This window comes from Hungatella hominis, assembly GCF_014288005.1.
GTDB classification, from domain to species: Bacteria; Bacillota; Clostridia; order Lachnospirales; family Lachnospiraceae; genus Hungatella; species Hungatella effluvii.
The window spans coordinates 104,513-128,012 of the sequence record NZ_JACOPB010000004.1; the positions used below are offsets into that span (position 1 = coordinate 104,513).

Genomic DNA, 23,500 nt, shown 5'->3' on the forward strand with positions numbered 1-23,500 from the left:
CGGTTTCTTGAAACCCCCGCCGTTAAGATTTCGTTTCAATTCCTCTCCGTTTTACTTTTTCCGCCGTCCTCCTGTTATACTTTATGATGAAAATTTATACTCAGAAAGGAGCGAACACATGGAGTTATATTTAATTATGGCTGCATTTATCTGCATCCTGTGCATCTTTGCAGGGAGCCTGTCAACCCGCATCGGCGTCCCCTCCCTTCTCCTCTTCATCATTCTGGGCATGATGTTCGGGACAGACGGAATCTTGCGGATTCCCTTTTCCAACTATGGGCTCGCGGAGAGCATCTGTTCCGTAGCCCTGATTTTCATCATGTTTTATGGAGGATTCTGCACCAACTGGGAGGCCGCCAGGCCTGTGGCAAAAAAAGCCGTGCTGCTTTCCAGCGCCGGCGTCATACTTACCGCACTCTTAACCGGTCTTTTCTGCCATTTTATTCTGAAGACTTCCCTGCTGGAAGGACTTTTAATCGGCTCCGTACTCGGATCCACGGATGCCGCCAGCGTATTTTCCATTCTCCGCATGAAAAAGCTTAACCTTGTAGACGGCATGGCGTCCATCCTCGAGGTGGAGAGCGGAAGCAACGATCCCGTCGCTTATATGTTGACTACAATCGTACTGGGCATGATGGCGGGCCACTCTTCCGCCGGCTCCGTCGCCCTCGTCTTCTCGGCGCAGGTACTGTACGGTATCCTGTTCGGTGTGGCGGCCGGCCTGGCCGGATCGAAGCTTTTAAACTCCGAACAGTTTTTTTCCGGGGAAATGCTTCCGATTCTCACCATGGCCCTTGCAGTCTTAACCTATGGTCTCTCGGCCTCAGTCTCCGGCAATGGCTTCTTAAGCGTCTATATCGCCGGCATTATCCTGGGCAACAGCCAGATAAAAGAAAAAGTGGAACTCGTCCACTTTTTTGACGGCATCACCGGAATGATGCAGATTATTCTGTTTTTCCTGCTGGGGCTCCTGTGTTTTCCTTCCAGGATTATTCCCGTACTGATCCCTTCCGTCTGCATTATGGCCTTCATGCTTCTGATCGCGCGGCCTGCTGCTGTCTATATCATACTGCGGCCCTTTAAAGTTCCCTTCCGCCAGCTGCTGCTGATCTCCTGGGCCGGCCTGCGGGGAGCCGCCTCCATCGTCTTTGCCATCACCACGGTCCTGAGTCCGGCCGCCATGGAATATGACATTTTTCATATCGTGTTCTGCGTCTGCCTCCTGTCTGTCGCCATTCAGGGCTCTCTGCTTCCATGGATGGCGAAGAAGCTGGAAGTAATCGGTTCCACCGACGATATCTTCAAGACCTTTAACGATTATCAGGAAGACCAGTCCATCCATCTGACCGAGGTCCGTCTCCCCGAGGGACATCCCTGGATCGGCCATACCTTCCAGGATATCTCCATCCCGGAGGATATGCTGGCCGTCATGGTGCTGCGGGATGGGAAGACGCTGATTCCCAACGGAAGCACGCTCATCACGGCGGATGACACCATCATCCTGAACAGTCCGGCCTATGCGGACAAAAGCGGCATGAAGCTCCGCGAAGTCCGGATCGGCCGGTACCATCCATGGGTGAACAAACCACTGTCTGAGCTTACGCTTCCCGCAGACACCCTGATCTTTCTCATACGCAGGGCCGGCCGCTCCCTCGTTCCGACGGGACAGACCCATGTCCGCGACGGAGATGTCCTGATTCTGAATGCGCAGCCGGTAACGCACACGGCGGCGGCTTCCGTTTTCTTATAAAATACGCTTTCTTATGAAATAAGAAACTTTCGTTTCAGTTCCGCCTGCTTCCGATCATTTATGCCGATCCGTTCATTCAGATAGGCTTCCACGGAACCGCAGGCGGTCTCCATGGCGGAAAACGCATGGCGGATATAATCCTCCGATACCGTCAAAAGCACCTTCACGCACTCTGCAAGCCTCACGTCCTTCGTCTTTTCCCGCACCATATCCGCGGTCTTCACCGCATTTTCCATCACGTAATCATTCGTCCGGATAAAATCCCGGATAATCGTATCCCGGTCTACGGAAAGGGCGGACAGCAGAAGGGCTGTTCCCACACCCACCCGGTCCTTTCCGGCGGTACAGTGCCAGAGCACCGCGCGGTCGTCTGCCTCCAGAAGGATATCGAAAAAGCGGCTGTAATACGCCGCCGCATGTTCATCCATGACGAGATTCTCATACAGCTTATCCACATAGAGCTCCGGATTCCCGCCCAGGGAAGAGGCGTGTTCCAGCATTCCGATTAAAGCATCCTGCTTCGGCTTTCCTTCCTCCTCGTCCTCAAAGGTGATCCCCACCGTCTCCTCATTCAGAATCGGATTGAATATGTTAATGACGCCGTCTATCTCCGGGTCCGGCTTCTGGCTTCTCTCCACGGAGGTTCTGAAATCCACCACCGTCCCCAGACGGCACTCCCCTGCCAGACGCGCTATGTCCGCCGGCGTAGCCTCATAGAGCGCTCCGCTCCGAATCAGCCGTGCCGGTACAATCTGCTTTCCATCCATGGTCCGGATGCCGCCAAGATCTCTCGTATTTGGCAGCCCCTCCAGAGGGATTCTGCCTGTGTAATGTTTTGCCGTTCCGTTTAAATTCTCTTCCATTCTGTACGCCTCTTTCTTTCGTTCATTCTTTCTCAATGCTCATAGTATATCACAATCGCCCCATTCCTAAAAGCCCCCAGCTTGAGTCACCAGGCCTACAGCAGTTTATTTGTAACTGTTCACTCCGCAATGTCATTTACAAATGAAAATGGTGACCGGAAGAGCTGGATCACACGGTCGATGCACCACCGGAAGGTGATTTTCTCCACATCCTCGGTGAGATAGACAGGAAATGTCTTTACGGTCTCTCCCTGCAGGCGGTACGTCACCGTTCCCACGGTCTGCCCCTTCCTAAGCGGCGCCTTTAAGCGGTCCGGAAGCTCCTCGGATACGGTCACTTCCTCGTCCTCTGCCATGAGAAGCTTTAAGCTCTTCTCCTCATCCTTCAGATTTAAATCGGCATGAACCACCACCGGATCGCCCAGGTTTCCGGAAAGGGGGACTCCGTTTTCCACCGGAATTTCAGGTAATGTCTTTTCCTGGTAGACCTCCCGGTACTGATAGTGTTCCTTTCCATACCCGAACAGCTTCCTGGCATCCGACCATTTATACGTCTTGTGAGGCGGCCATCCACAGCCCAGGAGCGCGATGGTAAACTCCCGCTCTCCGTCCTCTAATGCCCCCACATAGGAGTAACCCGCTCCGCCCGTAAATCCGGTCTTGCCGGAGAATACGCCGCTCATCATGGTCAGCAGTGCATTGTGGTTCTGGCAGCTGTAGGACCGTTTCCCCTCCTGATCCGTGAAATAATAGCTCTGTGTCCCCGTAATCTTCAGAAATTCATCCTTCTTCGGTGACGTGCCGATGCAGTAATTCATGATGCGGGCCAAATCCGCAGCAGTCGTGGAGTGCTCCTTCATCTGGCCGTTCTCCTCCTTGCTTGCGTCCAGCCCGTTGGGTGTGATAAAATACGTGTCGCCGCATCCTAAATCCCTGGCCTTCTGATTCATAAGAGCCGCAAACCCCTCCACACTTCCGCCCACATGCTCTGCGATCATCACGGCCGCGTCGTTATGGGATTCCAGCATCAGGCTGTAGAGTAAATCCTCCAGCCGGAAGGTCTGCCCCTTATACACGCCCAAATGAACCTTCGGCTGGGCCGCTGCATTTTGGGACGCCGTCACAGTGTCGGAGAGATTTCCATACTCCAGAGCTATGATGCAGGTCATGATCTTCGTCGTACTCGCCATGGGACGGGCCACCCTCTCATTTTTCCCATACAGGATTCTGCCTGTTTTCGCATCCATCAGAACAGCCGACTGCGCATACAGCCCCAGTTCATCCTTCTGATTTTGTTGTTCCTGCCCGTCCGTCTCCGCCTGTGCCGTAACCCTCCCGCATATTCCCGTGCACAGCACAAGGCACAGAATAAATAGTATGACCTGCTTCATCCTCATACCACCCTGTATGATTTTATTTTATCCTATTCCTTCTATTTTTCATTTATTCCGGTTAAGAGGTCTGTCCTTTAAGTTTCCTCTTTACTTACGAACATATATTCGATATAATAGAAGCAGATCATTTCTTCATTTACACAGGGAGGGAATCTTATGGCACAGAGTCCGCTTGTCTTTCATATTGATGTTAATTCCGCATTTTTAAGCTGGGAGTCTGTCTGCCGGCTGACGGAGGATCCGGAGGCGCTGGATCTCCGCACGATTCCCTCCGTGGTAGGCGGGGATGCCGCTTCCCGTCACGGCATTGTGCTGGCCAAGTCCACACCGGCGAAAAAATATGGCGTCACTACTGGGGAGCCGCTGGTTCAGGCTCTGCGAAAGTGTCCGGGACTGTGTGTCGTCCCCTCGCGGTTCGATGTCTACATTCATTACTCCACTCTCCTGATGAACCTCTTATCCGACTACACTCCTGATATTGAAAAATTCAGCATCGACGAGGCTTTTTTAGACATGAGCTCCACCATACATCTCTTCGGGGATCCGTGGACTACGGCCAATCAGATCCGTGAACGCATCTCCCGGGAGCTGGGTTTTACTGTGAATATCGGGATTGCCCCCAACAAGCTTCTGGCCAAGATGGCCTCCGATTTCAGGAAGCCCGACATGTGCCACACCCTCTTTCTCGATGAGATCCCGGAGAAGATGTGGCCGCTTCCCATCCGGGAGCTGTTTTTCGTGGGCCGCTCCGCCCAGAATAAGCTGGAGGGAATAGGAATCCGCACCATCGGCCAGCTGGCCGCCTGCAATGTGGAGCTGCTGAAACCCATTCTGGGTGAAAAGTATGCCATACAGATTCACGACTATGCCTGCGGCATCGATCCTTCTCCCGTGGCGGAACGCGAGCCCATCAACAAAGGCTACGGCAACAGCACCACGCTGTCCCGCGATGTGGATGATCTCGATACGGCGTTCACCGTGCTCCTGTCCCTCTGTGAGACTGTAGGAGCGCGGCTCCGCGCAGATCACGTGATCTGTGACTGTGTCTGTGTGGAAATCAAGGACTGGGACTTTCACGTCCAATCCCATCAGACGACGCTTAACAGCCCCACGGATTCCACCACGGTGCTTTACGAGAACGCCTGCCGTCTGCTGAAGGAGTTCTGGGACCGCACGCCGCTCCGCTTGATCGGAGTGCGCGCAACGAAGATATCTGACGACGAGTTCAGCCAGATCAGCCTGTTTGAATCGGAGCAGTCCAAGAAGATGAAGGAGATGGAAAAGGCGGTTGACCAGATCCGCAGCAAATTCGGCACTGACATCATCAAACGGGCCAGCTTCTTAAAGAAGGACTCCATCGTCGATCACGCTGCCAGCAAGCAAAAGCATCTCTCCCATTCCGCCTTAAAGGAAGACAATAAGGGTACAAAGATTTGAGCGGGAATACAAATACTTCCCGCTCTTACTGTCATATCATCTCGATTGGCTTAAAGCCCTCTCCAAACACTTCATTCGAATCTGTAATAATGATAAACGCACCCTTATCGATCTCATGGACCTCGCGTCTGATGGGGATTACCTGGCTGTTATTACATGCACACATGACGACCTTCTTCTCATCCAGGGAGTAGGATCCCTGTCCTTCCAGAAACGTACAGCCCCGCCCTGTGGCCTCCTCAATGGCGGCTGCCACCGCTGCCTCGCACGACGTAACGATAAGCATCAGCTTTCCGGCGCCGAGACCGTACATGATCTTGTCGATGACCATGGTGGTCACGATGGAGGAGATCATACCCAGGATCACCGCATCCAGATTGCGGAACACGAAGCCGCCGGCCATGATGACTACGGCATCCACCACCAGAGAGATCTGGCCGATCGTCAGGTGGGGAAACAGCTTCCTGATAGCCATGACCAGGAAGTCCGTGCCGCCTGTGGAACCGCCCCGCAGGTAAACAATCGTAAGTCCCAGTCCCGAAAAGATACCGGTACAGATCGATGCATAGAACGGGTTTCCGTCATAGACAGGAATGATGGGCATTACATAGTCCAGCACAAACGCGAATATCACCATACTCTTCATGGAGCGGAGCAGGAACCGTCTTCCCAGCAGCTTATAGCTGACAAGCAGGATCGGTATGTTGAGAAGGATGCTCACGATACCCATGGGAAGTCCGAATAAGTAGCGCAAAATAAGGGCGATACCGGAGACGCCGACAGGTGCGAACTCCGCGTTCACCGCGAAATTATAGATCCCGATATTGAAAAGGAACGCGCCCGCGATATCGCAGAGCAGGTCGATTCCCAGGTCTTTTACTGTATACTGCTGTCTGATTCCAGTCATTTGATTCTTTCCTCCATTTCATCTCCGTGCAGCTGATACGGCCTGTCTCTAGAGGAAATAATCGTCGATCTCAAACTCCTTTTTCCCTACACGGATCCATTTGATCAGCACGCTGGTCTCTCCGTCTTCCTCCGCGCAGACTCCGCAGCCGTGAACCTCCGTCCTTCCATAGGATTGCTTAAAGATGACTTCTTTATCCATAATTCCGCGTTCTGCTATATTTTCCGCCAGATCGAGGAGCACATCCTCCACATCTTCCTCTACATGATTCTTCTCTAATTCCTGTTCCAGTGCCTCATAAAGCTCTTCGTTCATCATAATCGTATGTCCTTTCTTCTTTTCCATAAGACAATTATACATTTTTAAAATTTCTTGTCAATCTCACCCAGCCATGATAAAATTTATGCCATGAAAACGACTATGACATACCTCATTCAACAACAGGACATACAAAAGACCGTAGAACAGTTTCTGCTGTCAAACGGCTATTCCGCAGCTCTGATCCGCCGGCTGCGCCACACGGAGCAATCCATTTTAAAGAATGGAATCCCTGTCTATACGACGTACCGACTGGACGAGGGCGACTCCCTCACCGTCACACTGCCCGAAGAACACGGTTCAGAAAATATTGTTCCCGTTCCCATGGACCTGGACATCCGGTACGAGGACCGTGACCTTCTCGTCGTCAATAAGGCCGCCGGTGTCCCCATTCATCCGTCCCAGGGAAATCACGATAATACACTGGCTAACGGAATCGCCTGGTATCTGGGGGAGAAGGGAGAGGCCGCTACCTACCGGGCCATTAACCGCCTGGACCGAGATACCACCGGCCTGCTGATACTGGCGAGGCACGCACTCAGCGCCTGCATGCTGTCCGAGATGGTCCGTACCCATGCCATACGCAGATGTTATCTGGCTGCGGCCTCCGGTCTGGTTCCCCCGGAAGGCGTGATCGACGCCCCCATCGCCAGGGCCGGCGATTCCACCATCGAGCGCTGTGTGGACTTTGAACGCGGAGATTCTGCCAGAACCCATTACCGCACGCTGTATTACAATCGTGACACCGACTGTTCCTTAGTAGTGCTGCGCCTGGAGACGGGACGAACCCATCAGATCCGGGTTCATATGAAGCATATCGGCCATCCGCTGCCCGGCGATTTTCTCTACAATCCCGACTACCGCCTGATCGGCAGGCAGGCCCTCCATTCGTGGCAGCTGGATTTTATTCATCCCATCAAAAAGGAGCCCCTTCATTTCGAGGCCCCTCTTCCAGAGGATATGCGCCGGCTCTTGGGTCAGGAGACGAATACCGTCCCTCCCATCCAGCGCAGTCCCTTCGGATAATGATTTTTTAAGATTCCACCTGCCAGTTTGGAAAATCCCAGGGACCAGCCGTCCACGGTCATCAGGACCCAGCCCTTCTGTCCGTTTAGATCACAGTTTTTTGCTTCCTCGATCCTCAGCGTTTCCCCCTTCAGATAACGGACAGCCTCCATCCCATCCGCCTTCATGGAGAAACGGCGCACCGCCTCCTCTTCCTTCATGGAGAGCGCCAGGGCGTGGGATGGCTCAAAGCGGTTCTTCTTCATCGTTCCCATATGAAGGCCGGGACGCACCACCTTTAGGCCGGCCAGATCGATCATCTGAGGCGGAAGCAGATACAGCTGGTCGCCGAACAGGATATACTCTTCCCTGTCCAGGTATCGCTCCGGTTCCGTAAACAGCTCCCTGCAGAAGCCTTCATACTCCTTCCACACGGCCTTGTCTTTCAAATACTTCGGCCCCTTTCGTTTCCACGTCCCGTCGTCCTCCCCCGTCTTGCGAAGCACGGCCAGATAGTGGCCTTCCCCCTCCGATAAATGGGGCCATATCCGGTAGGTTTTCCTGAGTGTTTCCATGGACAGGGTTCCCCATTCCGGCCTCCCCGGTGAAAGGCCTTCCCGGGTTCCCATATCCTCGATCTCAAATTCCGGATGATCCGAAAGAAACGTCTCGATGGTCTGCTCGTCCTCCTCCGGGGAAAAGGTACAGGTGGAATAGACCATGCGTCCCCCGGCCTTCAGCATCTGCGCTGCATGATCCAGAATCTGGCGCTGCCTCGCCGCGCACATAACCACGTGATCCGGACTCCACTGGCTGCGGGCTTCCTCGTCCTTACGGAACATGCCTTCGCCTGAGCATGGAGCGTCCACCACGATTTTATCGAAAAACTGAGGGAAGCGCTCTGCCAGCCGTTCCGGCGTCTCATTGGCCACCACCGCGTTCCGGATTCCCATGCGTTCCACGTTCTGCGAGAGGATCTTCGCCCTGGCAGGATGGATCTCATTGCTCAGCAAAAAGCCTTCTCCCAGCAGGTATCCGGCGATCTGAGTCGTCTTGCCGCCCGGTGCCGCGCAGAGGTCCAGCACACAGTCTCCCGGCTTCGGCTCCAAAAGTTCCACCACTGCCATAGCGCTGGGCTCCTGAATGTAATACAGCCCCGCTTCATGGTACGGATGCTTTCCGGGCCGGTCATGCGAATCGTAGTAATAGCCTTCCCTCGCCCACGGAATCTTTGTCAGGTGAAACGGGGCCTTCGCTAAAAACTCCTTCGCCTCCGCCTTTCCGGGATTCAGCCGCAGTCCCTGCACCCGCTCCTTTTCGTAGCTTTCCAGAAACGCCTCATATTCCGTTTCAAGAAGGCCCATCATCTTTTTTTTAAATGCCTCCGGCAGCTCTATCATCACAACTCCTCATTTTTCTCAAGAATTCTTTCCACCAGATTATCAGATTCGGCCTTTTCCGTCAATGTTCCGGAATAATTTTCCTTTATTTTTCCAATTTTTTCGACAAATTACACACTTTGTTTATAAATACTTTCGAACTATATGATAAAAATATATAGGAGACGTTAAAACGATTCTTCAACTAATGAACCTGCGAGGTACGACATGATATTAAACATCACCGCTTACTTTATTATTCCCGTTTACACGTTTCTTTTTGCCTGGGGAACCGATTTATTCAGGCTGAACTTCTCCGTACTGGGCAGTCTGGCCAACCGCAAGAATGCCTTTCTCCTATGGGGAATCATCGTGGGCATCTATTTTTACTATGTGCTGAGAAAAATTATTCATCACCTCCCACGCAACCGGAAGGAGACGGTTACGAGCGTCAGCGCTCTGATCCTGCTGGCCTTCGCGGTCACCACGCCCTATCTTCCCGAAAACAGGCCCTTTCGGGCATTTCTCCACGTGATCTTCGCCTTCAGCGCCTCCGTGCTGCTGCTGGCCTGTCTCTACCTGATCGTGTGGAAGCTCTACTGCATGAACCGGGAAGTATACCGTCCCTACTTCATCTGTCTGAACATCATCACTGTGCTGTCGGCCATGCTCTTGTGTCTGGCCGGAATCGTCAGCAGCGCGCTGGAAATATTCTTTACCGTATCCTGTACTCTGATGCTCATCAGACTGTACCGTCGTGTTACATCATCCAGGGACGGTTACTACAGTCTGAAGCACAAAGTCTAAAAACGCCGCAGACCGCCCGCAGGTACGCCATTTGACTCGCTGCCGGCAGAAAAATAGTGCTGTAAAAAGAACATTATCCGCAAAAAACGCGTCCATTCCTTTTACAGCACCGTATCGTGTTCTATGTATTCAATTATAACATAACCTTATACTGGTCAGAACCTTCGCCGTTTACAACGTAGTAAGCAGCATGCTCTTCCGGTTTCACATAAATCTCGATTGTCTCGATGACAACGCCCTTGTTCATGGACTCATAAGCCTTCTTTGCCGCTTCCAGAACATCTTTTGCAGCGATCTGCTTTCCAGCAAACTCGATGACTACGGAAGACTTTACTTCCTTCCCGGCTGCAGGCTTCTTAGCAACAGCTTTCTTTGGCGCAGCTTCCTTTTTCTCAGGCGCAGCTTCCTTCTTAGCCGGAGCAGCCTTCTTTGGTGCAGCCGCTTTCTTCTCAGCCGCCGGTTTTGCTGCCGGTGCCTTCTTAGCCTCGGACGGAGTTGCTTTCGCCGGCTTCTTTTCTGCCGTCTTGACTTCTGCTGTTGTCTCTACAGCTTTCGTCTCTGCCGTCTTCGTTGCTGCCTTAGTTTCACTCTTAGTATTCATCATAATTCTCCTCCTCAAACAGATTCATCTGTTTCTACTGTTGACGTGTATAAGTTCAGCCTGCCTTCTGATGTTTATATTTTAGCTGAGTGAATTATAAAACGAAAATACCGTTTTGTCAACAAAATGACTCGCATTAACCCTGCTTTTTTACTTATTTATGCAGGATTTTAGAGGAAAATTACATAAATTTTGCATTTTACAGGTATTTTAAAATCTGTGAATAGGCTGCCCTCAGTTCTTCGTAACTGGTCCGGCAGTTGGCTGGGCTGGTCGACGGAAGCCGGATGGAGGCAATCTCCGTCTGGGAAAAGCAGTATCTTTCATACAATTCGTCCGCTTTTGTCCCTGTCGTAAACACGGCCCTTATGTCTGCCCGGGAAAGGATCACGTTCATGTCATTGGGTACCGGATTTTTAATGGAGCTGTCGTCCGCTCCGCAGATATCGCATCCTGCAAGGACGTCCCACACGGCGATCCGGCGGCGCAGCGCCAGGCTCTTCTTCTCCTCAATCGTCCCAGGCGCCGGCTCCCCTAAAATATCCGCCAGGACCGGCCAGAAACGATTGCGCGGATGACCGTAGTAGAAGCCCTGCTCCCTGGATTTCGGAGACGGCATGGTGCCCAGCATGAGAACTCTGGAGTTTTCGTCGTATACCGGCTGAAAGGTATGAACGACTGTCTCCTCTCTGTTTTTCTTCTGCATCATGGACGGATCACGGAGCTGGCCCCGGACAGCTTCTCGGCGATATCGTACATATTGGTGACATTTCCAACCGCCAGCTTCTCGGAAAGGCCGTAAAAGTTCAGGCATGTGCCGCAGGTAAGGATCTCGACTCCCTGCGCCTCCAGACTCCTTAAATCTTCTACAGACTGCGATCCCTCCGCCGACAGCTTTGCACCACCGTTATAGAGCAGGACCGTATCGGGCAGCACGTCCAGCTGGGTCTGTGCATAGAGAAAGCCCTTCATCAGCTGCCTTCCCAGCTCATCATCCCCGCTTCCCATACAGTCGGAGGAAATCACCACGACCTGGCCCTTCCTCCTGGCATCCGGACTACAGGCTTCCGCCTTCGTGTCTGCTTCTGCGTCCCCATTAGCGGTATTTCCCTCCTTCTGAGGAACTGCCGCTTTCCGTTCCGTAACATCGTAGCTCACCCGGAATTCTTCCTCTGAGAGCTTTTCCGATACTGGCTTCAGTCCAAAATAGCCGCCCAGCTTCATTAAATTCTGTACGGCGATCTCATTGTCCACCAAAACTTCGACGGTTCCCTCCGTCATCTCTTTCAGCACCTCTTTTGCCTTAATCACAGGCTGGGGGCAGGGAAGTCCCTTTGCATCAACTATTTTCTTCATCTTATCTCCTTCCGGGCGGCACTAATACAGCTTTACATTAATTCCGTTAAAAATGCCACATATAACGCCGAAAAAAAGAAGAGCTATTATCCGAAGACAATAGCCCAGCCTCTTTATTCGTTTTCTTCTGTCTCGTCTTCGCCTACCAATTCATCGTACTCCGCGTCATCCAGCAATTCGTCAAATGCATCGGCTACGATCTCATATTCATCATCATCTTCGATATTCTCCAGATTCGGCTGTCCATCCTCTGACTCGGAATAACGGTATAAGTAAACCTCTCCCTCTTCCGCCTCAGCACCTTCCATCGGAAGCAGAGCAATGTAATCGCGTTCGCCGGCCGTAAAAATGGTGAGAACCACACACTCGATTTCTGTACCATCGTCCAGAGTCAGTGTGACGGTCATTTCCTCCTGCTCTTCCATGTTCTCCTGGTCTAAATTCGGATCCTGTGCCATGTCGATACCTCTCTTTTTGTAATGTTCTTTTCTATTCTTTTGACGACTATTTCGTCTCTTTCCACTCTATCAGACTATGGTATAAAAATCAAGGGATTTCTACATAATTAATATTCAATTCCCTCTCGCGCCTGGATCCCCTGGTCGTAAGGATGCTTAATCTTTTGGATCTCTGACACGTAATCCGCCAGGGAAATCAGTTCCTCCGACGGCCCGCGCCCGGTCATCACGACCTCCAGGCCGGAGGGACGTCCGGTTATAAAATCTCTCACCGTCTCTTCCCGCACCAGACCATAATTCATGACTGCCATGATCTCGTCGAGAACCAGCAGATCGAAGGCGCCATCCACCGCTTTCCTAAGCGTCATATCCAGCAGCTCCGTGTAATACACCGCCGCCTCCTTCTTCTGTTCGTCTGTCATACGGAAGAAAAATCCGAAGCTCTTCTCACACGGTGTGACCGAGATTCCAGGTATCAGCCCCAGCGCCGCCACCTCACCGGAATGGTCGGTCTTTAAAAACCGGGTAAGCAGTACCTTTCTGCCGCATCCGGCCGCGCGGACGGCCAGTCCGACGGCGGCCGTCGTCTTTCCCTTTCCCTCGCCGCAATAGATGTGTACACACGAATCCATGTTATGCTCCTTTCTACTCCCGTCCCAGATACTCCTTGACAAACCGGGACACCTCCTGTTTCTTACTGTACCGCTCGCTCACGTAATTGACGTGGAGCCGCTCCTTCGCCCTTGTCATGGCGACGTAGAACATGCGGCGTTCCTCTTCCATATCCGCGTCCAGAACCGCCTTGTGGTGCGGTGTAACGCCTTCGTTGGCATCGAGAATGTAAACGATCCGGTACTCCAGCCCCTTGGAGCTGTGCATCGTCATGAGGGAAACGCCCTCCGTCCGCTTCTCCCTGGATCGGGCCTGAAGCTTCAGTTCTCTGGCATACTCCTCCATATGGGCGAACCACGCCTCCACCGTCTGAAATCCCGCGGCGCTCTCCGCCAGCTGGTCCAGAACCTCGAACAGCTCCTCCGGCTTCATACGGCGGTACTCGGCGTACTCTCTGATGTAATCGTCATACCCTACCGCTTTGCGTATATAATTCACCGCGGCGGCAGGCGCCAGCTGCCTCAGGAATTTCAGATCGTATTCCAGCTGTTCGATCCGCTCCACCATCCAGTCCTTGTCCTGATAAAAGGACTTGACCGCCTCCCAGCTCACCACCGGCAGTTCCAGTGCGTCCCGGCTGATGTACCGGTTCGGGCGGTTGATCACCGAGAGAATGCAGGAGCGGCTTAAATCACCGGCAGCAGCATTTAAATAGGCGATGATATTTTTCGCAATCCAGTGGTCGTATAGATTCGGCACGGCGTCCTTCATGCAGAAGGGGATATTGTATTCCATCAGCTTCTCGATCAGCAGACGCGGCCCCAGATTCGTCCGGTACAGAACTGCGATATCGGACCAGGCATATCCGGCTCCGGTGTAATCCGTGATCTCGTGGACGATCTCCAGCGTCTCCTCCTGCGGATCCTTCCAGACTCTCGTAACCACAGGTTTTCCCCTGCCCTGCTTCGTGACGATCTCCTTCGGAAAACGCGTTTTATTATGGGCAATCAGCTTACCCGCCGTGTCCACGATGTCCTTCGTACTGCGGAAATTGATATTTAAGAGGACCCGCTCGGCATCGGGATAGTCCTTCTCAAAGCCCAGCATAATCTCCGGCTTCGCGCCGCGGAACCGGTAGATGGACTGATCGTCGTCTCCCACAATAAACAGGTTGTTCTCAGGAGCCGCCAGCATCCGCACGATCTCATACTGAACCCGGTTGATGTCCTGAAACTCATCTACCAGTATGTACTGATACTTCCTCTGCCATGCGCCAAGGATGTCCTTCCTCTCCTTAAACAGATCGTAGCACATGACCAGCATATCATCAAAATCGATTAAATTCGCTCTCCTCAGCCGCTCCTCGTAGCCCGAATACAGCTTCTTGAATATCTCTTCCGAACAGTTCTTCGCATAGTAGTGGTTCAAGTGGATCATTTCCCCTTTTACGGAGCTGATCTCTGACAAAATGGAGCTCACAAACTCCGCTTCGTCCTCCACCTCAACATGGTTTGTCTCGATCAGTTCCCTGATGTACTGCATCCGCTGTTCATCACGCACAATGTTGCGCGCGTCATATCTGTATGCAAATTTTAAGATTCGGAAAAATATGGCATGAAATGTGCCGAAACTGACAGATGACGGTCCCCCGCCGCACAGACTCTCATATCGCTCTTTCATCTCCGTGGCCGCCGCCTTCGTAAAGGTGATGACCAGGATACTGGACGGATTTACTCTGCATTCCTCCGTCAAATACTTAATCCGGTGGGTTATGGTAAATGTCTTTCCCGAACCCGGACCGGCCAGCACCAGCATGGGACCCTTATCGTGAGTCACCGCCGCCTTCTGTGCACCTTCAAATATTACTTCTGAACTCATCGGTTTTCCCTTCTCTCAGAGGGAATTAGAGCGCGTCTGAAACGTCTGATCAGACACGCTCAAAACCCTTATATCTTCTCTTTACTGACGGCTCAACAGCTCGATTCCCGTCTGAATCCTAGCAATGGATTCTTCCCTGCCAAGCACTTCCATAATCTCCGTAGCGCCTGCCGGTGTCATCTGCCTGCCGGAAACCGCCGTACGGATCGGCCACATAACAAAGCCGGTCTTATAGCCCTTTTCCGCCACATACGCTGACAGCGCCGCATATAAGGCGTCGTTGCTGAAGTCCTCCTGTGCTTCCAGGATCGGCAGAACTTCTGTGAGAACCGTCAATGCGGTCTCCTTATTCGTCTTCATCTTCTTATGAACGTACATCTCCGGATCGTACTCAGGAAGCGCCTCAAAGAAGTCGATATGGTCTGCAATATCCGGGAAAATCTCGATTCTCGTCTTCACCATGGCGGCGATCTTCTCTAAATCGAGATCCTTCGTGATGACCTTCCTGATATGAGGCTCCGCCATCTCAAAGAACCGGTCAAACTCCATGGCCTTCATATATTCGCCGTTCATCCATTTTAACTTCGTCATATCGAATACGGCCGGAGACTTGCTGATATTATGGTAATCGAATTCCTTTATTAACTCTGCCAGAGAGAAAATCTCACGGTTGTCCACCGGAGACCATCCCAGCAGTGCCACGTAGTTCACTACAGCCTCGGAGATGAAACCCTGCTCGATCAGATCCTCGTAGGACGCATGTCCGCTCCTCTTGCTCAGCTTCTTATGCTCTTCGTTCGTAATCAGCGGGCAGTGCACGTATACCGGAACGTCCCAGCCGAAAGCGGCGTAGAGACGGTTGTACTTCGGTGAGGAGGAAAGGTATTCATTGCCGCGGACCACATGGGTGATTCCCATCAAATGGTCATCGACTACATTGGCAAAATTATACGTTGGGTATCCATCCGACTTAATCAGTACCATATCGTCCAGCTCTGAGTTGTCCACGGTGATGTCACCGTAAATCTCATCGTGGAACGTGGTAGTTCCCTCGGTTGGATTGTTCTGGCGGATGACGTAAGGCATGCCGGCTGCCAGATTGGCCTCCACTTCTTCCCTGGATAAGGAGAGGCAATGCTTGTCGTAGGTCATAATCTCCTGGCCTTCCACCGTCTGCTTTAAAGAATCCAGACGCTCCTGCGTACAGAAGCAGTAATACGCCTCGCCCTTTTCCACCAGCAGCTTCGCATACTCCAGGTAAATACCGGAAGCCTGACGCTCGCTCTGAACGTAAGGACCCACGCCGCCATCCTTGTCCGGGCCTTCATCATGAACCAGTCCGGTCTCCTCAAGCGTTCTATAGATAATCTCGACAGCACCTTCCACATACCGTTCCTGGTCCGTATCTTCGATACGGAGAAGAAACTCTCCGTCTTCATGCTTTGCAATTAAAAATGCGTACAACGCGGTCCTTAAATTGCCGACATGCATGCGTCCCGTAGGGCTCGGTGCGTATCTCGTTCTTACTTTGCTCATTTTGGCACACTCCTAAATTATTATTTTACGCGTACCCTATTATATAACGAAGTACTGGAAAAAACAATCATTTCATCGAAATTTGGCAGGAAATCACCGGTTCCTCCGCCGTATATGGAACCGGCGGGAATCCGTAATAATCCTAAGAATAATTATGGCTGTGAATAAAAGGATCGCAGTTGTACACAGCTCCTGGTAAGCCGTCCCCAACTTTTTCTTCCCTTACGGAATCGGCGGGAACACAGAGATAATCCCCAGAATAACCGCTGCGATAATAATAATCGCCGCCAGACGCCTGTCCTTTAAAATCAGAGGATTCCTCCAGCCGTTTTCACCCTCCTCATCTTCCGAGTCTCCGTCATCGTCCAAATCCCCCTCCGCTTCCGAATCCTCAGCAGCCACATAATCCTCATCGACCTCCGCGTCCTCCTTCATGCTCTCCCACTCCTTCAGATATCCCTGGGCAGCCAAAAGATCGGAGGCGCGCACATAGATCTTTTCCCCGAAAATCGAGTAGCCCATGTAGACCCTCATATATTCGCCGCTTTCCTCATCCATGGAGTACGATGGAATTCCATGATTCTCCAATATTCCCTGCAGAAGCTTCGCTTCTATGTGATCGCTGACCGTCGTCAGCAGCTCCACATCGACACCCTCAGACGCAAATTCCACATTACCTTTTTTCCCCTCCTCTTTTTTGACGAGCGGGGTCTGGCAGTCCGTGCATACCTCTCTTCCATCGAAAAACTCCGCGCCGCAATTGGGACACTTCATCGTCATAGCACATACCTCCCTTTCCGGGCCACTTTCGGCATACAGGCGGCCATTCTTTTCATCCATTATACCATAAAATCCCTGTGTGTAAAAACTGTTTACATTTGTCTCCGCATCGTGTAAAATACTTTATATCCTACTAAACAGATAAGAATGATAGGAAGGAGAACGACACCATGAAAATCTCTACAAAGGGACGGTATGCCCTTCGTATGATGCTGGAATTCGCTCTGCATCCGGGTGAATGTACGAAAATCAACCAGGTGGCCGAACGCCAGCAGATATCAGACAAATACTTGGAACAGATTGTGACGATTTTAAGCCGCGCAGGCTATGTCAAGAGCATGAGAGGCGCCCAGGGCGGCTATTATCTGACGAAGGAGCCTGCCGATTATACGGTTGGCATGATCCTGCGTCTCACCGAGGGCAGCCTTGCCCCTGTAGCGTGTATGGAGGACGAATTAAACCAGTGTGTGCGTTCCGGCCACTGCGCTACCCTAACCGTGTGGAAACAGCTGGATCAGGCGATTAACGGGGTTGTGGACAGCATTACGCTCGCCGATCTGGTGGAAGAACAGAAGAAACTGGATGGTGACAGTCATGATTCATGAATTCTCACGGAGTGAACTCCTTCTGGGAAAGGACTCCATGGAAAAGCTGGCAGGCTCCTGTGTCGCCGTCTTCGGCGTCGGCGGAGTGGGATCCCACTGCATCGAGGCCCTGGCCAGAGGAGGCGTCGGCCGTCTCGTCCTGATCGACAACGACACCGTCTCGATCACCAACATTAACCGGCAGAGCATCGCTTATCACAGCACCGTCGGCATGTACAAGACTCAGGTCATGAAGACGCGGATTCTGGACATGAATCCACAGGCGGAAGTCTTTGCATTTGAGACCTTTGTCCTGCCCGATAACATAGAAAATCTGTTTGAACAGATTCCCTGTAAAGTCAACTACATTATCGATGCCATCGACACCGTCACAGCCAAGCTGGCCCTGGCCCAATACGCCATTGACCACGAAATCCCTTTCATTGCCTCTATGGGAACCGGCAACAAGCTTCACCCGGAACTGTTTGAAATCACGGATTTATCGAAAACCTCGGTCTGTCCGCTCTGCAAAGTCATGCGCCGGGAACTGAAAAAACGGGGCATCACTTCTCTGAAAGTCCTGTACTCCAGGGAAGAACCGCTGAAGCCGCTGGAAACCAGCACAGAAGTCACCTCGAAGCGCGCCGTGCCAGGCAGCGTCTCTTTCGTTCCCCCAGTCGCAGGTCTCCTCATCGCAGGGGAAGTGATACGCGGGCTGACAGGGAAGAATTAGATGCAGGACAGTAAATTCTGCTGCAAACAAATATGCAAAACCCAAAAACGGAAGCATTTAAGGGCCGCTCATTATATCCCGGCCTCTCAAACGCTTCCATTTCTTATACATCTTTTATCTACTTTATCTACCCGTGAAGCCTCTGCTCAGCGCCATATCGCCTCTCTAAAACTTTGCAATATACCCCTGAATAAAGATTACCAGCACGATCAGAGGCAGGACAAATGTCACATATCCTCTCACCCATCTCGGGAACTTAATTCCCTTTCCTTCGTTGGCTTCCTTCATAAAATTCTCAAATCCCCAGCCGTATCTTGTGGTACAGAAGGCCAGATAGATGAGACTTCCCAGCGGAAGCAGGTTGTTGCTGATAATAAAGTCCTCTAAATCCAGGACATTGCTGCCTTCGCCGAATGGCATGAAGCCGCTCCACAGATTGAATCCCAGCACACACGGCAGGGAAAGCAAAATCACTGCAGCCGCGTTGCACAGTACGGCCTTTTTGATGGTGCAGCCCGTCAAATCCGTGGCAAATGACACGATATTCTGGAACACGGCGATAACCGTGGATACAGCCGCAAATGACATAAACAGGAAGAACAGCGATCCCACCAGTCTTCCGCCCGCCATATTATTAAATACATTCGGCAGTGTCACAAAGATCAGCTTCGGTCCCTGGCCCGGTTCAATACTGAACGCAAAGCATGCAGGGAAAATGATCAGTCCGGCCATAAAGGCTACGAAGGTATCGAGAATCGTAACGGAAATCGCCTCGCCCATCAGGCTGCGCTCCTTGCCGATATAGCTTCCGAAAATCGCCAGGGCGCCGATTCCCAGACTCAGCGTAAAGAACGCCTGTCCCATGGCTGCGAAGATTACTTCTCCCAGTCCGGCTTCCTGAATCTTTCCGAAGTCAGGCTTTAAATAGAATTCCAGTCCCGGTCCGCTGTTGTCCATCATGACCGAGTGTACCGCCAGAATCACCATCAGAACCAGCAGGCAGACCATCATCACCTTGGTGATCTTTTCCACACCGCCCTGCAGCCCCTTCGCGCAGACCGCGAAGCATCCGATTACCACAAGTATCATAAATACAGCCATCAGAACCGGATTTGCCAGCATTCCCTCGAATTGCGCGCCGACACCGGCAGCATCCAGACCCGTAAAATCACCTTTTGCCATCTTGAAGAAATATAAGATCATCCAACCGGCGACCGTGGTGTAAAACATCATCAGGATGTAATTTCCTGCCATGCCCAGATATTTGGCGTAATGCCACTTCGTTCCTTTTGGCTCCAGCACATCATAGGACAGCGCCACACTTCTCTGGCTTGCCCGTCCCACTGCAAATTCCATGACTACGATCGGAAGACCCAGTATCACTAAGAATACCGCGTAAATTAATACGAATGCCGCGCCGCCGTACTGGCCTACGATGTATGGAAAACGCCATACATTGCCGAGTCCGATTGCGCATCCCGCTGAAATAAGAATAAAGCCCAGCCGGGATGAAAATTTTTCTCTCCCCATACTCTTTCTCTCCTGGTTGTTTAAATTCGATCCGCCGGATCAGCCAAAATAAGCTTCCTTCTGACCAAAACGGCAAAGATTCTGTACCATTATAGCACAGAATCTCTGTTGTGGCTACTTCATATTATACTGTATACGATACCGTTTCTAACGCCTGATGGAAGCCGCCATCCGGTGGTACGTATGGCGCACTCCGCGGATCACCTTTCCATATTCCAGGATATTTTCAGGCAGTGCCATGCCGCCGTATCCGGCGTCTCCCAGGTGATGCATATCCGTTCCCGTCATCTTGCACATCAGCGCAATCTCCCGGATGGTAGCCGGATCTGAGCCCTCCTGGGAGGTTCCTATCGCCGTCAGCGTCAGAGCCCCCAGCTCATGAGCACAGGAGACCAGCCCCCGGATATACTCCATGGTAATTCCCGGGACCGTCCCCGGAGCCGGCATAAGAATTACATCAGCTCCCGCTTCGCGAAACAGCTTCACATCCTCCCGCGTGATGATCTTCTCTCCCGCCTCAGAGAGAATTCCCGCCGCGTGCATCTTTCCGGCCACCAGGACAATGCTGTCACCGAATTCCTTCCGGTAAACCGCCAGCGTCTCCTCGATGGCCCGGTTGGTGACACCGACACCCGGATTCCCTGTCAGGACGATGAAATCGACCCCCATATCGACCGCCTTCCTCGCATTTTCCAGCGTTCCCAGACGGCCACCCGTGATTCCCCACATGGAGTCCGCCTCCACCGAGCTTTCCACGCCCTGTTCCTTTGGCTCCAGGTTGATACCCACAGGGCGCCCGGTCAGCTCCTTCACCTTCCGGATCAGATTCCCTTTGTCAACAGGCGGAAGACCGTTGATTACTGGGTCATCCACATCAAAGATATTTAACAGAATCACATCGGCGCCCATGGCCGCGGCCAGCTCCGCATTGCTCACATCTCCCAGCATAGGCTGCAAACTTCCGATGGTCTCACAGACCAGAACACGGCCCTCGCTGGAGGCAATGGATTCCACCAGTTCTTTTCCGTTCATTTTCTCAAAATCCGATGCATTGCAATTTAAAAAACGTTTCACTGCTTTTTCTCCTTTCCCGTTGGAAATGATTGGTTCCCGTGTTTCACCGTATATTTCCCGCTGCTGAAATTCCTTCCGTGAAACAGAAGCGCAACAAACACGATACCGAGGCAGACCATCTGATATCTCATCTCCAGTTGAAGCGCCCCCAGTGCCAGACAGGCGGCAGCGTCCACGAGAAACAGCGCCCCCTTTATATTTAACACTTGATACTATTATAAAGGAAGAATCCCCATAATACAATTATTTTGCATAGCCTGTTTCATATACTGCAACAGCCAGCAACTATTCCTAAAACGAAAAAGAGTCCGGCAAGCCGGACTCTCGCGCCGGAGCGCGGCCGCTTCAGCAGTCATACTTCATTCATGCACTTTATTCCATACGAACTGCTTGGTCCAGCTCAATTCCCGCCAATAATACAATCCCAATACCATGGGTATCATTCAGTGTCCATCCAAGCGTATCCCGGTAGTAATCGCCGGAGAAGGAGTAGAAGGAGCCGCGGCAGATTCCATATACATTGCCAAAACGGTCTAGCGCTGTCTGTTTTAAGCCTTCCCACGCCTTCATGGCCGATGCCAGGAGTTTTTTGCCTAAAGCGTCTTTTACCCAGCCAAATCTGACCGCCCGGCTGAAGCCGTATATAAACATGGCGGTACAGGAAGCCTCCTCATAAGATTCCGGGAGCGTCAGCACCTGATGCCACAATCCTCTGCTTCCCTGCAAGGCCACGTATCCCTCGCAAAGGCTTGTAAAGAATTCCAGGATACTGCCTCTGTCTTTATGGTCCTGAGGCAGATATTCCAACAACTCTGATATGGAAAACAGCGCCCATCCATTGCCTCTTCCCCACGGTACCTGTGTGGCCGCTTCCACATGAAAATCGTATACATGGCTCATGATCTTATACTCCGGCATATACAGATATTTCTTAAACATCAGCACCTGATTCGCCGCGTCATCCAGGTACTTTGCGTCTCCGGTCATTTTTGCGTACCGGCATAAAAACGGAATACTCATATAGAGATCATCGACCCACATGGTCGTATGGCCCTCTCCCAGGCGGCAGAAGGCCCCATCTTCCCTGCGGGACTGTCCGCTATGGATATAGCTGCCGATCCGGTCGGCCGTCATTTTGACATTCCTGTCCATTTTGTCTTTGTAAAATTCCAGCATGGCAGAGCCGAAGGAACCACAGGTATCCAGCGAGTCCAGAACCACAAGCTGGTTATTGATCTCCGGGTAACCATACGTCTTTGCATCCCACAGACTGTATTCATGCATGGCAGCACACTCATGGATATGTTTTCTTACATATTCCGTAATGTCCGGCCTGTCTAAAACCCGGGCGGCCTGGGTCAGGCCGTAGAGCGTTACACCTAAAGGATAATTCCAGCGGCCAAAACAGGGATTCTCGAGATAGGGGCGAACCACCGTATGTTCAGCTGCTTTCCAGTAGCATTTCTCAGAATCGCCGAACAAGCCGTAAAAGCCCGGAAGCTTCCAGTCAGGCTTTGCATCAAACAGTCCCAGGTAAAGGCAGGGCCCCTTCACGCCATCTGCCCCAGGATTCATGATCTTCAGCTTTGTACGATCTTCATACTCTGCTGAAAACCTGACAGTCCAGCTGCTCTCCTCCGGACAGCGAGAACAGGCCAGCAGATCGTGGTTTCCAGCAGTTACTGTAATGCCACCGGACTCGATCCTTCTTCCATCCAAATAAAATTCTGCGCCGGAACAGTTAAAGACAACCTTCTGTTTTCCCGGCAGATTCTGTCGGATTTTACTCCATATACAGGCCCACCTTCCTGGCCGGCGGCCAAAGACAGCCTCCAGATCACCGGGAGATTCCATTGTCTCATGCGTCTGAGCAGGATACCAGCAAAGCCCTGTATCCGCCTCGTTTCCATTTAGATCAATGTCCGAGACATTGACTTTTGGGCCGTCAAACGGCTGGCTGTATACCAATCCGCCCTGTCCTTCTCTTTCTGCAAAAGGCGTCAGAAACGGAATCCAGCTCCAGACGGACAGCTCCGGTTCTAAATGGCAGCCGAAACCGGAGGTTCGCTTACAGCAGCGAAGCATCAGCGAATTCCAGCCAGCTCCGCAGGGCAATACAACGGAGGTCACCTTCTGCTCATTATTTTCTTCATAAGGAGTGGATTCCCACAGCAGGCTGCCATTAAAATACACCTCTGCCTGACTGTAACACCGTATCAGGAGTGTTCTGTTTTCGGAACCGCTGCAGTAAAACTTAGCGGCAATTAATGCATACTGACCCATCAAAGCCTCCGGCAGCTTAGCATTCAAATCCAGATTATAGCTTCCGTCTGCATCAGGAAGAAAGGAATCATCACGAAATGCCCGGAATCGGAAAGAGCCGGCCGGGTTCTGTCCTATGTACCTCCCCGCAACGGTACTCAAAATATCATGAAGCGGCGCATTGCCAGATTTCATACTGATATTGCTGTCAAAATACGTATTAAATGTCTCCATCG

Annotated in this window: 23 protein-coding genes; 6 read left to right on the forward strand and 17 right to left on the reverse strand. The window is 51.9% G+C overall.

Annotated features, from left to right (window positions below; all coding sequences use genetic code 11):
- Window positions 1-118: 118 nt before the first annotated feature.
- Window positions 119-1,750: a potassium/proton antiporter gene (locus H8S75_RS11000; protein ID WP_187021563.1), complete on the forward strand. Its 1,632-nt coding sequence runs from the start codon at window positions 119-121 to the stop codon at window positions 1,748-1,750.
- 11 nt (window positions 1,751-1,761) lie between these two features.
- On the opposite strand, the gene H8S75_RS11005 is transcribed toward H8S75_RS11000, so the two are convergent.
- Together H8S75_RS11005 and H8S75_RS11010 are read right to left on the reverse strand one after the other, a co-directional pair.
- Window positions 1,762-2,613, reverse strand: a complete 852-nt coding sequence (locus H8S75_RS11005; RefSeq protein WP_187021565.1) for a tyrosine-protein phosphatase — start codon at window positions 2,611-2,613, stop codon at window positions 1,762-1,764.
- 119 nt (window positions 2,614-2,732) lie between these two features.
- Window positions 2,733-4,004, reverse strand: coding sequence for a D-alanyl-D-alanine carboxypeptidase family protein (locus tag H8S75_RS11010; RefSeq protein ID WP_187021567.1), 1,272 nt, complete (start codon window positions 4,002-4,004; stop codon window positions 2,733-2,735).
- 159 nt (window positions 4,005-4,163) lie between these two features.
- Here H8S75_RS11010 and H8S75_RS11015 point away from each other — a divergent pair, with 159 nt between their 5' ends.
- Window positions 4,164-5,444, forward strand: a complete 1,281-nt coding sequence (locus H8S75_RS11015) for a DNA polymerase Y family protein (protein WP_187021569.1) — start codon at window positions 4,164-4,166, stop codon at window positions 5,442-5,444.
- A 31-nt stretch (window positions 5,445-5,475) separates the two neighbouring features.
- On the opposite strand, the gene H8S75_RS11020 is transcribed toward H8S75_RS11015, so the two are convergent.
- Entirely contained in the window at window positions 5,476-6,351 is an 876-nt protein-coding gene (locus H8S75_RS11020; RefSeq protein ID WP_187021571.1) for a YitT family protein, read from the reverse strand.
- Between the two features lie 48 nt (window positions 6,352-6,399).
- On the reverse strand, window positions 6,400-6,669 hold the full coding sequence (locus H8S75_RS11025) for a hypothetical protein (RefSeq protein ID WP_002600485.1): 270 nt from the start codon (window positions 6,667-6,669) through the stop codon (window positions 6,400-6,402).
- 90 nt (window positions 6,670-6,759) lie between these two features.
- On the opposite strand from H8S75_RS11025, the gene H8S75_RS11030 reads away from it, so the two are divergent.
- Window positions 6,760-7,695: an RluA family pseudouridine synthase gene (locus H8S75_RS11030; protein ID WP_187021573.1), complete on the forward strand. Its 936-nt coding sequence runs from the start codon at window positions 6,760-6,762 to the stop codon at window positions 7,693-7,695.
- Here the strand turns inward: H8S75_RS11030 and H8S75_RS11035 are convergent.
- Window positions 7,647-9,074, reverse strand: a complete 1,428-nt coding sequence (locus tag H8S75_RS11035; protein WP_187021575.1) for an RsmF rRNA methyltransferase first C-terminal domain-containing protein — start codon at window positions 9,072-9,074, stop codon at window positions 7,647-7,649. The two genes, H8S75_RS11030 and H8S75_RS11035, sit on opposite strands and share 49 nt — an antisense overlap.
- A 207-nt stretch (window positions 9,075-9,281) precedes the next feature.
- On the opposite strand from H8S75_RS11035, the gene H8S75_RS11040 reads away from it, so the two are divergent.
- Window positions 9,282-9,860: a hypothetical protein gene (locus H8S75_RS11040; RefSeq protein ID WP_002600488.1), complete on the forward strand. Its 579-nt coding sequence runs from the start codon at window positions 9,282-9,284 to the stop codon at window positions 9,858-9,860.
- Between the two features lie 133 nt (window positions 9,861-9,993).
- Here the strand turns inward: H8S75_RS11040 and H8S75_RS11045 are convergent, their stop codons facing one another.
- From H8S75_RS11045 to H8S75_RS11080, 8 genes are all read right to left on the reverse strand, one after another.
- The gene (locus H8S75_RS11045; RefSeq protein WP_187021577.1) at window positions 9,994-10,464 is read right to left on the reverse strand and encodes a DUF6465 family protein; all 471 of its coding nucleotides are present in this window, start codon (window positions 10,462-10,464) and stop codon (window positions 9,994-9,996) included.
- Window positions 10,465-10,660: 196 nt separating this feature from the next.
- On the reverse strand, window positions 10,661-11,170 hold the full coding sequence (locus tag H8S75_RS11050) for a DNA-deoxyinosine glycosylase (RefSeq protein WP_117621784.1): 510 nt from the start codon (window positions 11,168-11,170) through the stop codon (window positions 10,661-10,663).
- Entirely contained in the window at window positions 11,167-11,817 is a 651-nt protein-coding gene (gene yedF / locus H8S75_RS11055; RefSeq protein ID WP_187021579.1) for a sulfurtransferase-like selenium metabolism protein YedF, read from the reverse strand. The genes H8S75_RS11050 and yedF overlap by 4 nt, the downstream gene beginning before the upstream one ends.
- A gap of 113 nt (window positions 11,818-11,930) precedes the next feature.
- Complete coding sequence (locus tag H8S75_RS11060) at window positions 11,931-12,275, reverse strand: DUF1292 domain-containing protein (RefSeq protein WP_002600492.1); 345 nt, start codon at window positions 12,273-12,275, stop codon at window positions 11,931-11,933.
- A gap of 107 nt (window positions 12,276-12,382) precedes the next feature.
- Entirely contained in the window at window positions 12,383-12,907 is a 525-nt protein-coding gene (locus H8S75_RS11065) for a cob(I)yrinic acid a,c-diamide adenosyltransferase (protein ID WP_002600493.1), read from the reverse strand.
- A 13-nt stretch (window positions 12,908-12,920) separates the two neighbouring features.
- Window positions 12,921-14,765: an ATP-dependent helicase gene (locus H8S75_RS11070; protein ID WP_187021580.1), complete on the reverse strand. Its 1,845-nt coding sequence runs from the start codon at window positions 14,763-14,765 to the stop codon at window positions 12,921-12,923.
- Window positions 14,766-14,846: 81 nt separating this feature from the next.
- Window positions 14,847-16,301, reverse strand: a complete 1,455-nt coding sequence (gene gltX / locus H8S75_RS11075) for a glutamate--tRNA ligase (RefSeq protein WP_187021582.1) — start codon at window positions 16,299-16,301, stop codon at window positions 14,847-14,849.
- Window positions 16,302-16,523: 222 nt separating this feature from the next.
- On the reverse strand, window positions 16,524-17,081 hold the full coding sequence (locus tag H8S75_RS11080; RefSeq protein ID WP_187021584.1) for a putative signal transducing protein: 558 nt from the start codon (window positions 17,079-17,081) through the stop codon (window positions 16,524-16,526).
- Between the two features lie 170 nt (window positions 17,082-17,251).
- Between H8S75_RS11080 and H8S75_RS11085 the strand changes: the two genes are divergently transcribed.
- Together H8S75_RS11085 and H8S75_RS11090 are read left to right on the forward strand one after the other, a co-directional pair.
- Window positions 17,252-17,686, forward strand: coding sequence for an RrF2 family transcriptional regulator (locus H8S75_RS11085; RefSeq protein WP_002600497.1), 435 nt, complete (start codon window positions 17,252-17,254; stop codon window positions 17,684-17,686).
- On the forward strand, window positions 17,676-18,398 hold the full coding sequence (locus tag H8S75_RS11090; protein WP_002600498.1) for a tRNA threonylcarbamoyladenosine dehydratase: 723 nt from the start codon (window positions 17,676-17,678) through the stop codon (window positions 18,396-18,398). Before H8S75_RS11085 ends, H8S75_RS11090 begins: the two co-directional genes overlap by 11 nt.
- A 165-nt stretch (window positions 18,399-18,563) precedes the next feature.
- On the opposite strand, the gene H8S75_RS11095 is transcribed toward H8S75_RS11090, so the two are convergent.
- From H8S75_RS11095 to H8S75_RS11110, 4 genes are all read right to left on the reverse strand, one after another.
- A complete protein-coding gene (locus H8S75_RS11095; protein WP_117630132.1) occupies window positions 18,564-19,928 on the reverse strand; it encodes a sodium-dependent transporter in 1,365 nt (454 codons plus the stop codon).
- A 147-nt stretch (window positions 19,929-20,075) separates the two neighbouring features.
- A complete protein-coding gene (locus H8S75_RS11100) occupies window positions 20,076-21,002 on the reverse strand; it encodes a DUF7916 family protein (RefSeq protein ID WP_187021585.1) in 927 nt (308 codons plus the stop codon).
- The gene (locus H8S75_RS11105; protein ID WP_187021587.1) at window positions 20,999-21,208 is read right to left on the reverse strand and encodes a hypothetical protein; all 210 of its coding nucleotides are present in this window, start codon (window positions 21,206-21,208) and stop codon (window positions 20,999-21,001) included. Before H8S75_RS11105 ends, H8S75_RS11100 begins: the two co-directional genes overlap by 4 nt.
- Window positions 21,209-21,374: 166 nt before the next feature.
- Window positions 21,375-23,498: a glycoside hydrolase family 88/105 protein gene (locus tag H8S75_RS11110; protein WP_187021589.1), complete on the reverse strand. Its 2,124-nt coding sequence runs from the start codon at window positions 23,496-23,498 to the stop codon at window positions 21,375-21,377.
- Between the last annotated feature and the right edge of the window lie 2 nt (window positions 23,499-23,500).

Coding starts and splice junctions, on each gene's coding strand:
- H8S75_RS11050 (WP_117621784.1), bottom strand. CDS start 11,170: ATGATGCAGAAGAAAAACAGAGAGGAGACAGTCGTTCATACCTTTCAG.
- H8S75_RS11080 (WP_187021584.1), bottom strand. CDS start 17,081: ATGACGATGAAGTGTCCCAATTGCGGCGCGGAGTTTTTCGATGGAAGA.
- H8S75_RS11020 (WP_187021571.1), bottom strand. CDS start 6,351: ATGACTGGAATCAGACAGCAGTATACAGTAAAAGACCTGGGAATCGAC.
- H8S75_RS11005 (WP_187021565.1), bottom strand. CDS start 2,613: ATGGAAGAGAATTTAAACGGAACGGCAAAACATTACACAGGCAGAATC.
- yedF (WP_187021579.1), bottom strand. CDS start 11,817: ATGAAGAAAATAGTTGATGCAAAGGGACTTCCCTGCCCCCAGCCTGTG.
- H8S75_RS11085 (WP_002600497.1), top strand. CDS start 17,252: ATGAAAATCTCTACAAAGGGACGGTATGCCCTTCGTATGATGCTGGAA.
- H8S75_RS11010 (WP_187021567.1), bottom strand. CDS start 4,004: ATGAAGCAGGTCATACTATTTATTCTGTGCCTTGTGCTGTGCACGGGA.
- H8S75_RS11045 (WP_187021577.1), bottom strand. CDS start 10,464: ATGATGAATACTAAGAGTGAAACTAAGGCAGCAACGAAGACGGCAGAG.
- H8S75_RS11030 (WP_187021573.1), top strand. CDS start 6,760: ATGAAAACGACTATGACATACCTCATTCAACAACAGGACATACAAAAG.
- H8S75_RS11000 (WP_187021563.1), top strand. CDS start 119: ATGGAGTTATATTTAATTATGGCTGCATTTATCTGCATCCTGTGCATC.
- H8S75_RS11015 (WP_187021569.1), top strand. CDS start 4,164: ATGGCACAGAGTCCGCTTGTCTTTCATATTGATGTTAATTCCGCATTT.
- H8S75_RS11035 (WP_187021575.1), bottom strand. CDS start 9,074: ATGATAGAGCTGCCGGAGGCATTTAAAAAAAAGATGATGGGCCTTCTT.
- H8S75_RS11095 (WP_117630132.1), bottom strand. CDS start 19,928: ATGGGGAGAGAAAAATTTTCATCCCGGCTGGGCTTTATTCTTATTTCA.
- H8S75_RS11110 (WP_187021589.1), bottom strand. CDS start 23,498: ATGGAGACATTTAATACGTATTTTGACAGCAATATCAGTATGAAATCT.
- H8S75_RS11090 (WP_002600498.1), top strand. CDS start 17,676: ATGATTCATGAATTCTCACGGAGTGAACTCCTTCTGGGAAAGGACTCC.
- H8S75_RS11025 (WP_002600485.1), bottom strand. CDS start 6,669: ATGATGAACGAAGAGCTTTATGAGGCACTGGAACAGGAATTAGAGAAG.
- H8S75_RS11060 (WP_002600492.1), bottom strand. CDS start 12,275: ATGGCACAGGATCCGAATTTAGACCAGGAGAACATGGAAGAGCAGGAG.
- H8S75_RS11065 (WP_002600493.1), bottom strand. CDS start 12,907: ATGGATTCGTGTGTACACATCTATTGCGGCGAGGGAAAGGGAAAGACG.
- gltX (WP_187021582.1), bottom strand. CDS start 16,301: ATGAGCAAAGTAAGAACGAGATACGCACCGAGCCCTACGGGACGCATG.
- H8S75_RS11070 (WP_187021580.1), bottom strand. CDS start 14,765: ATGAGTTCAGAAGTAATATTTGAAGGTGCACAGAAGGCGGCGGTGACT.
- H8S75_RS11040 (WP_002600488.1), top strand. CDS start 9,282: ATGATATTAAACATCACCGCTTACTTTATTATTCCCGTTTACACGTTT.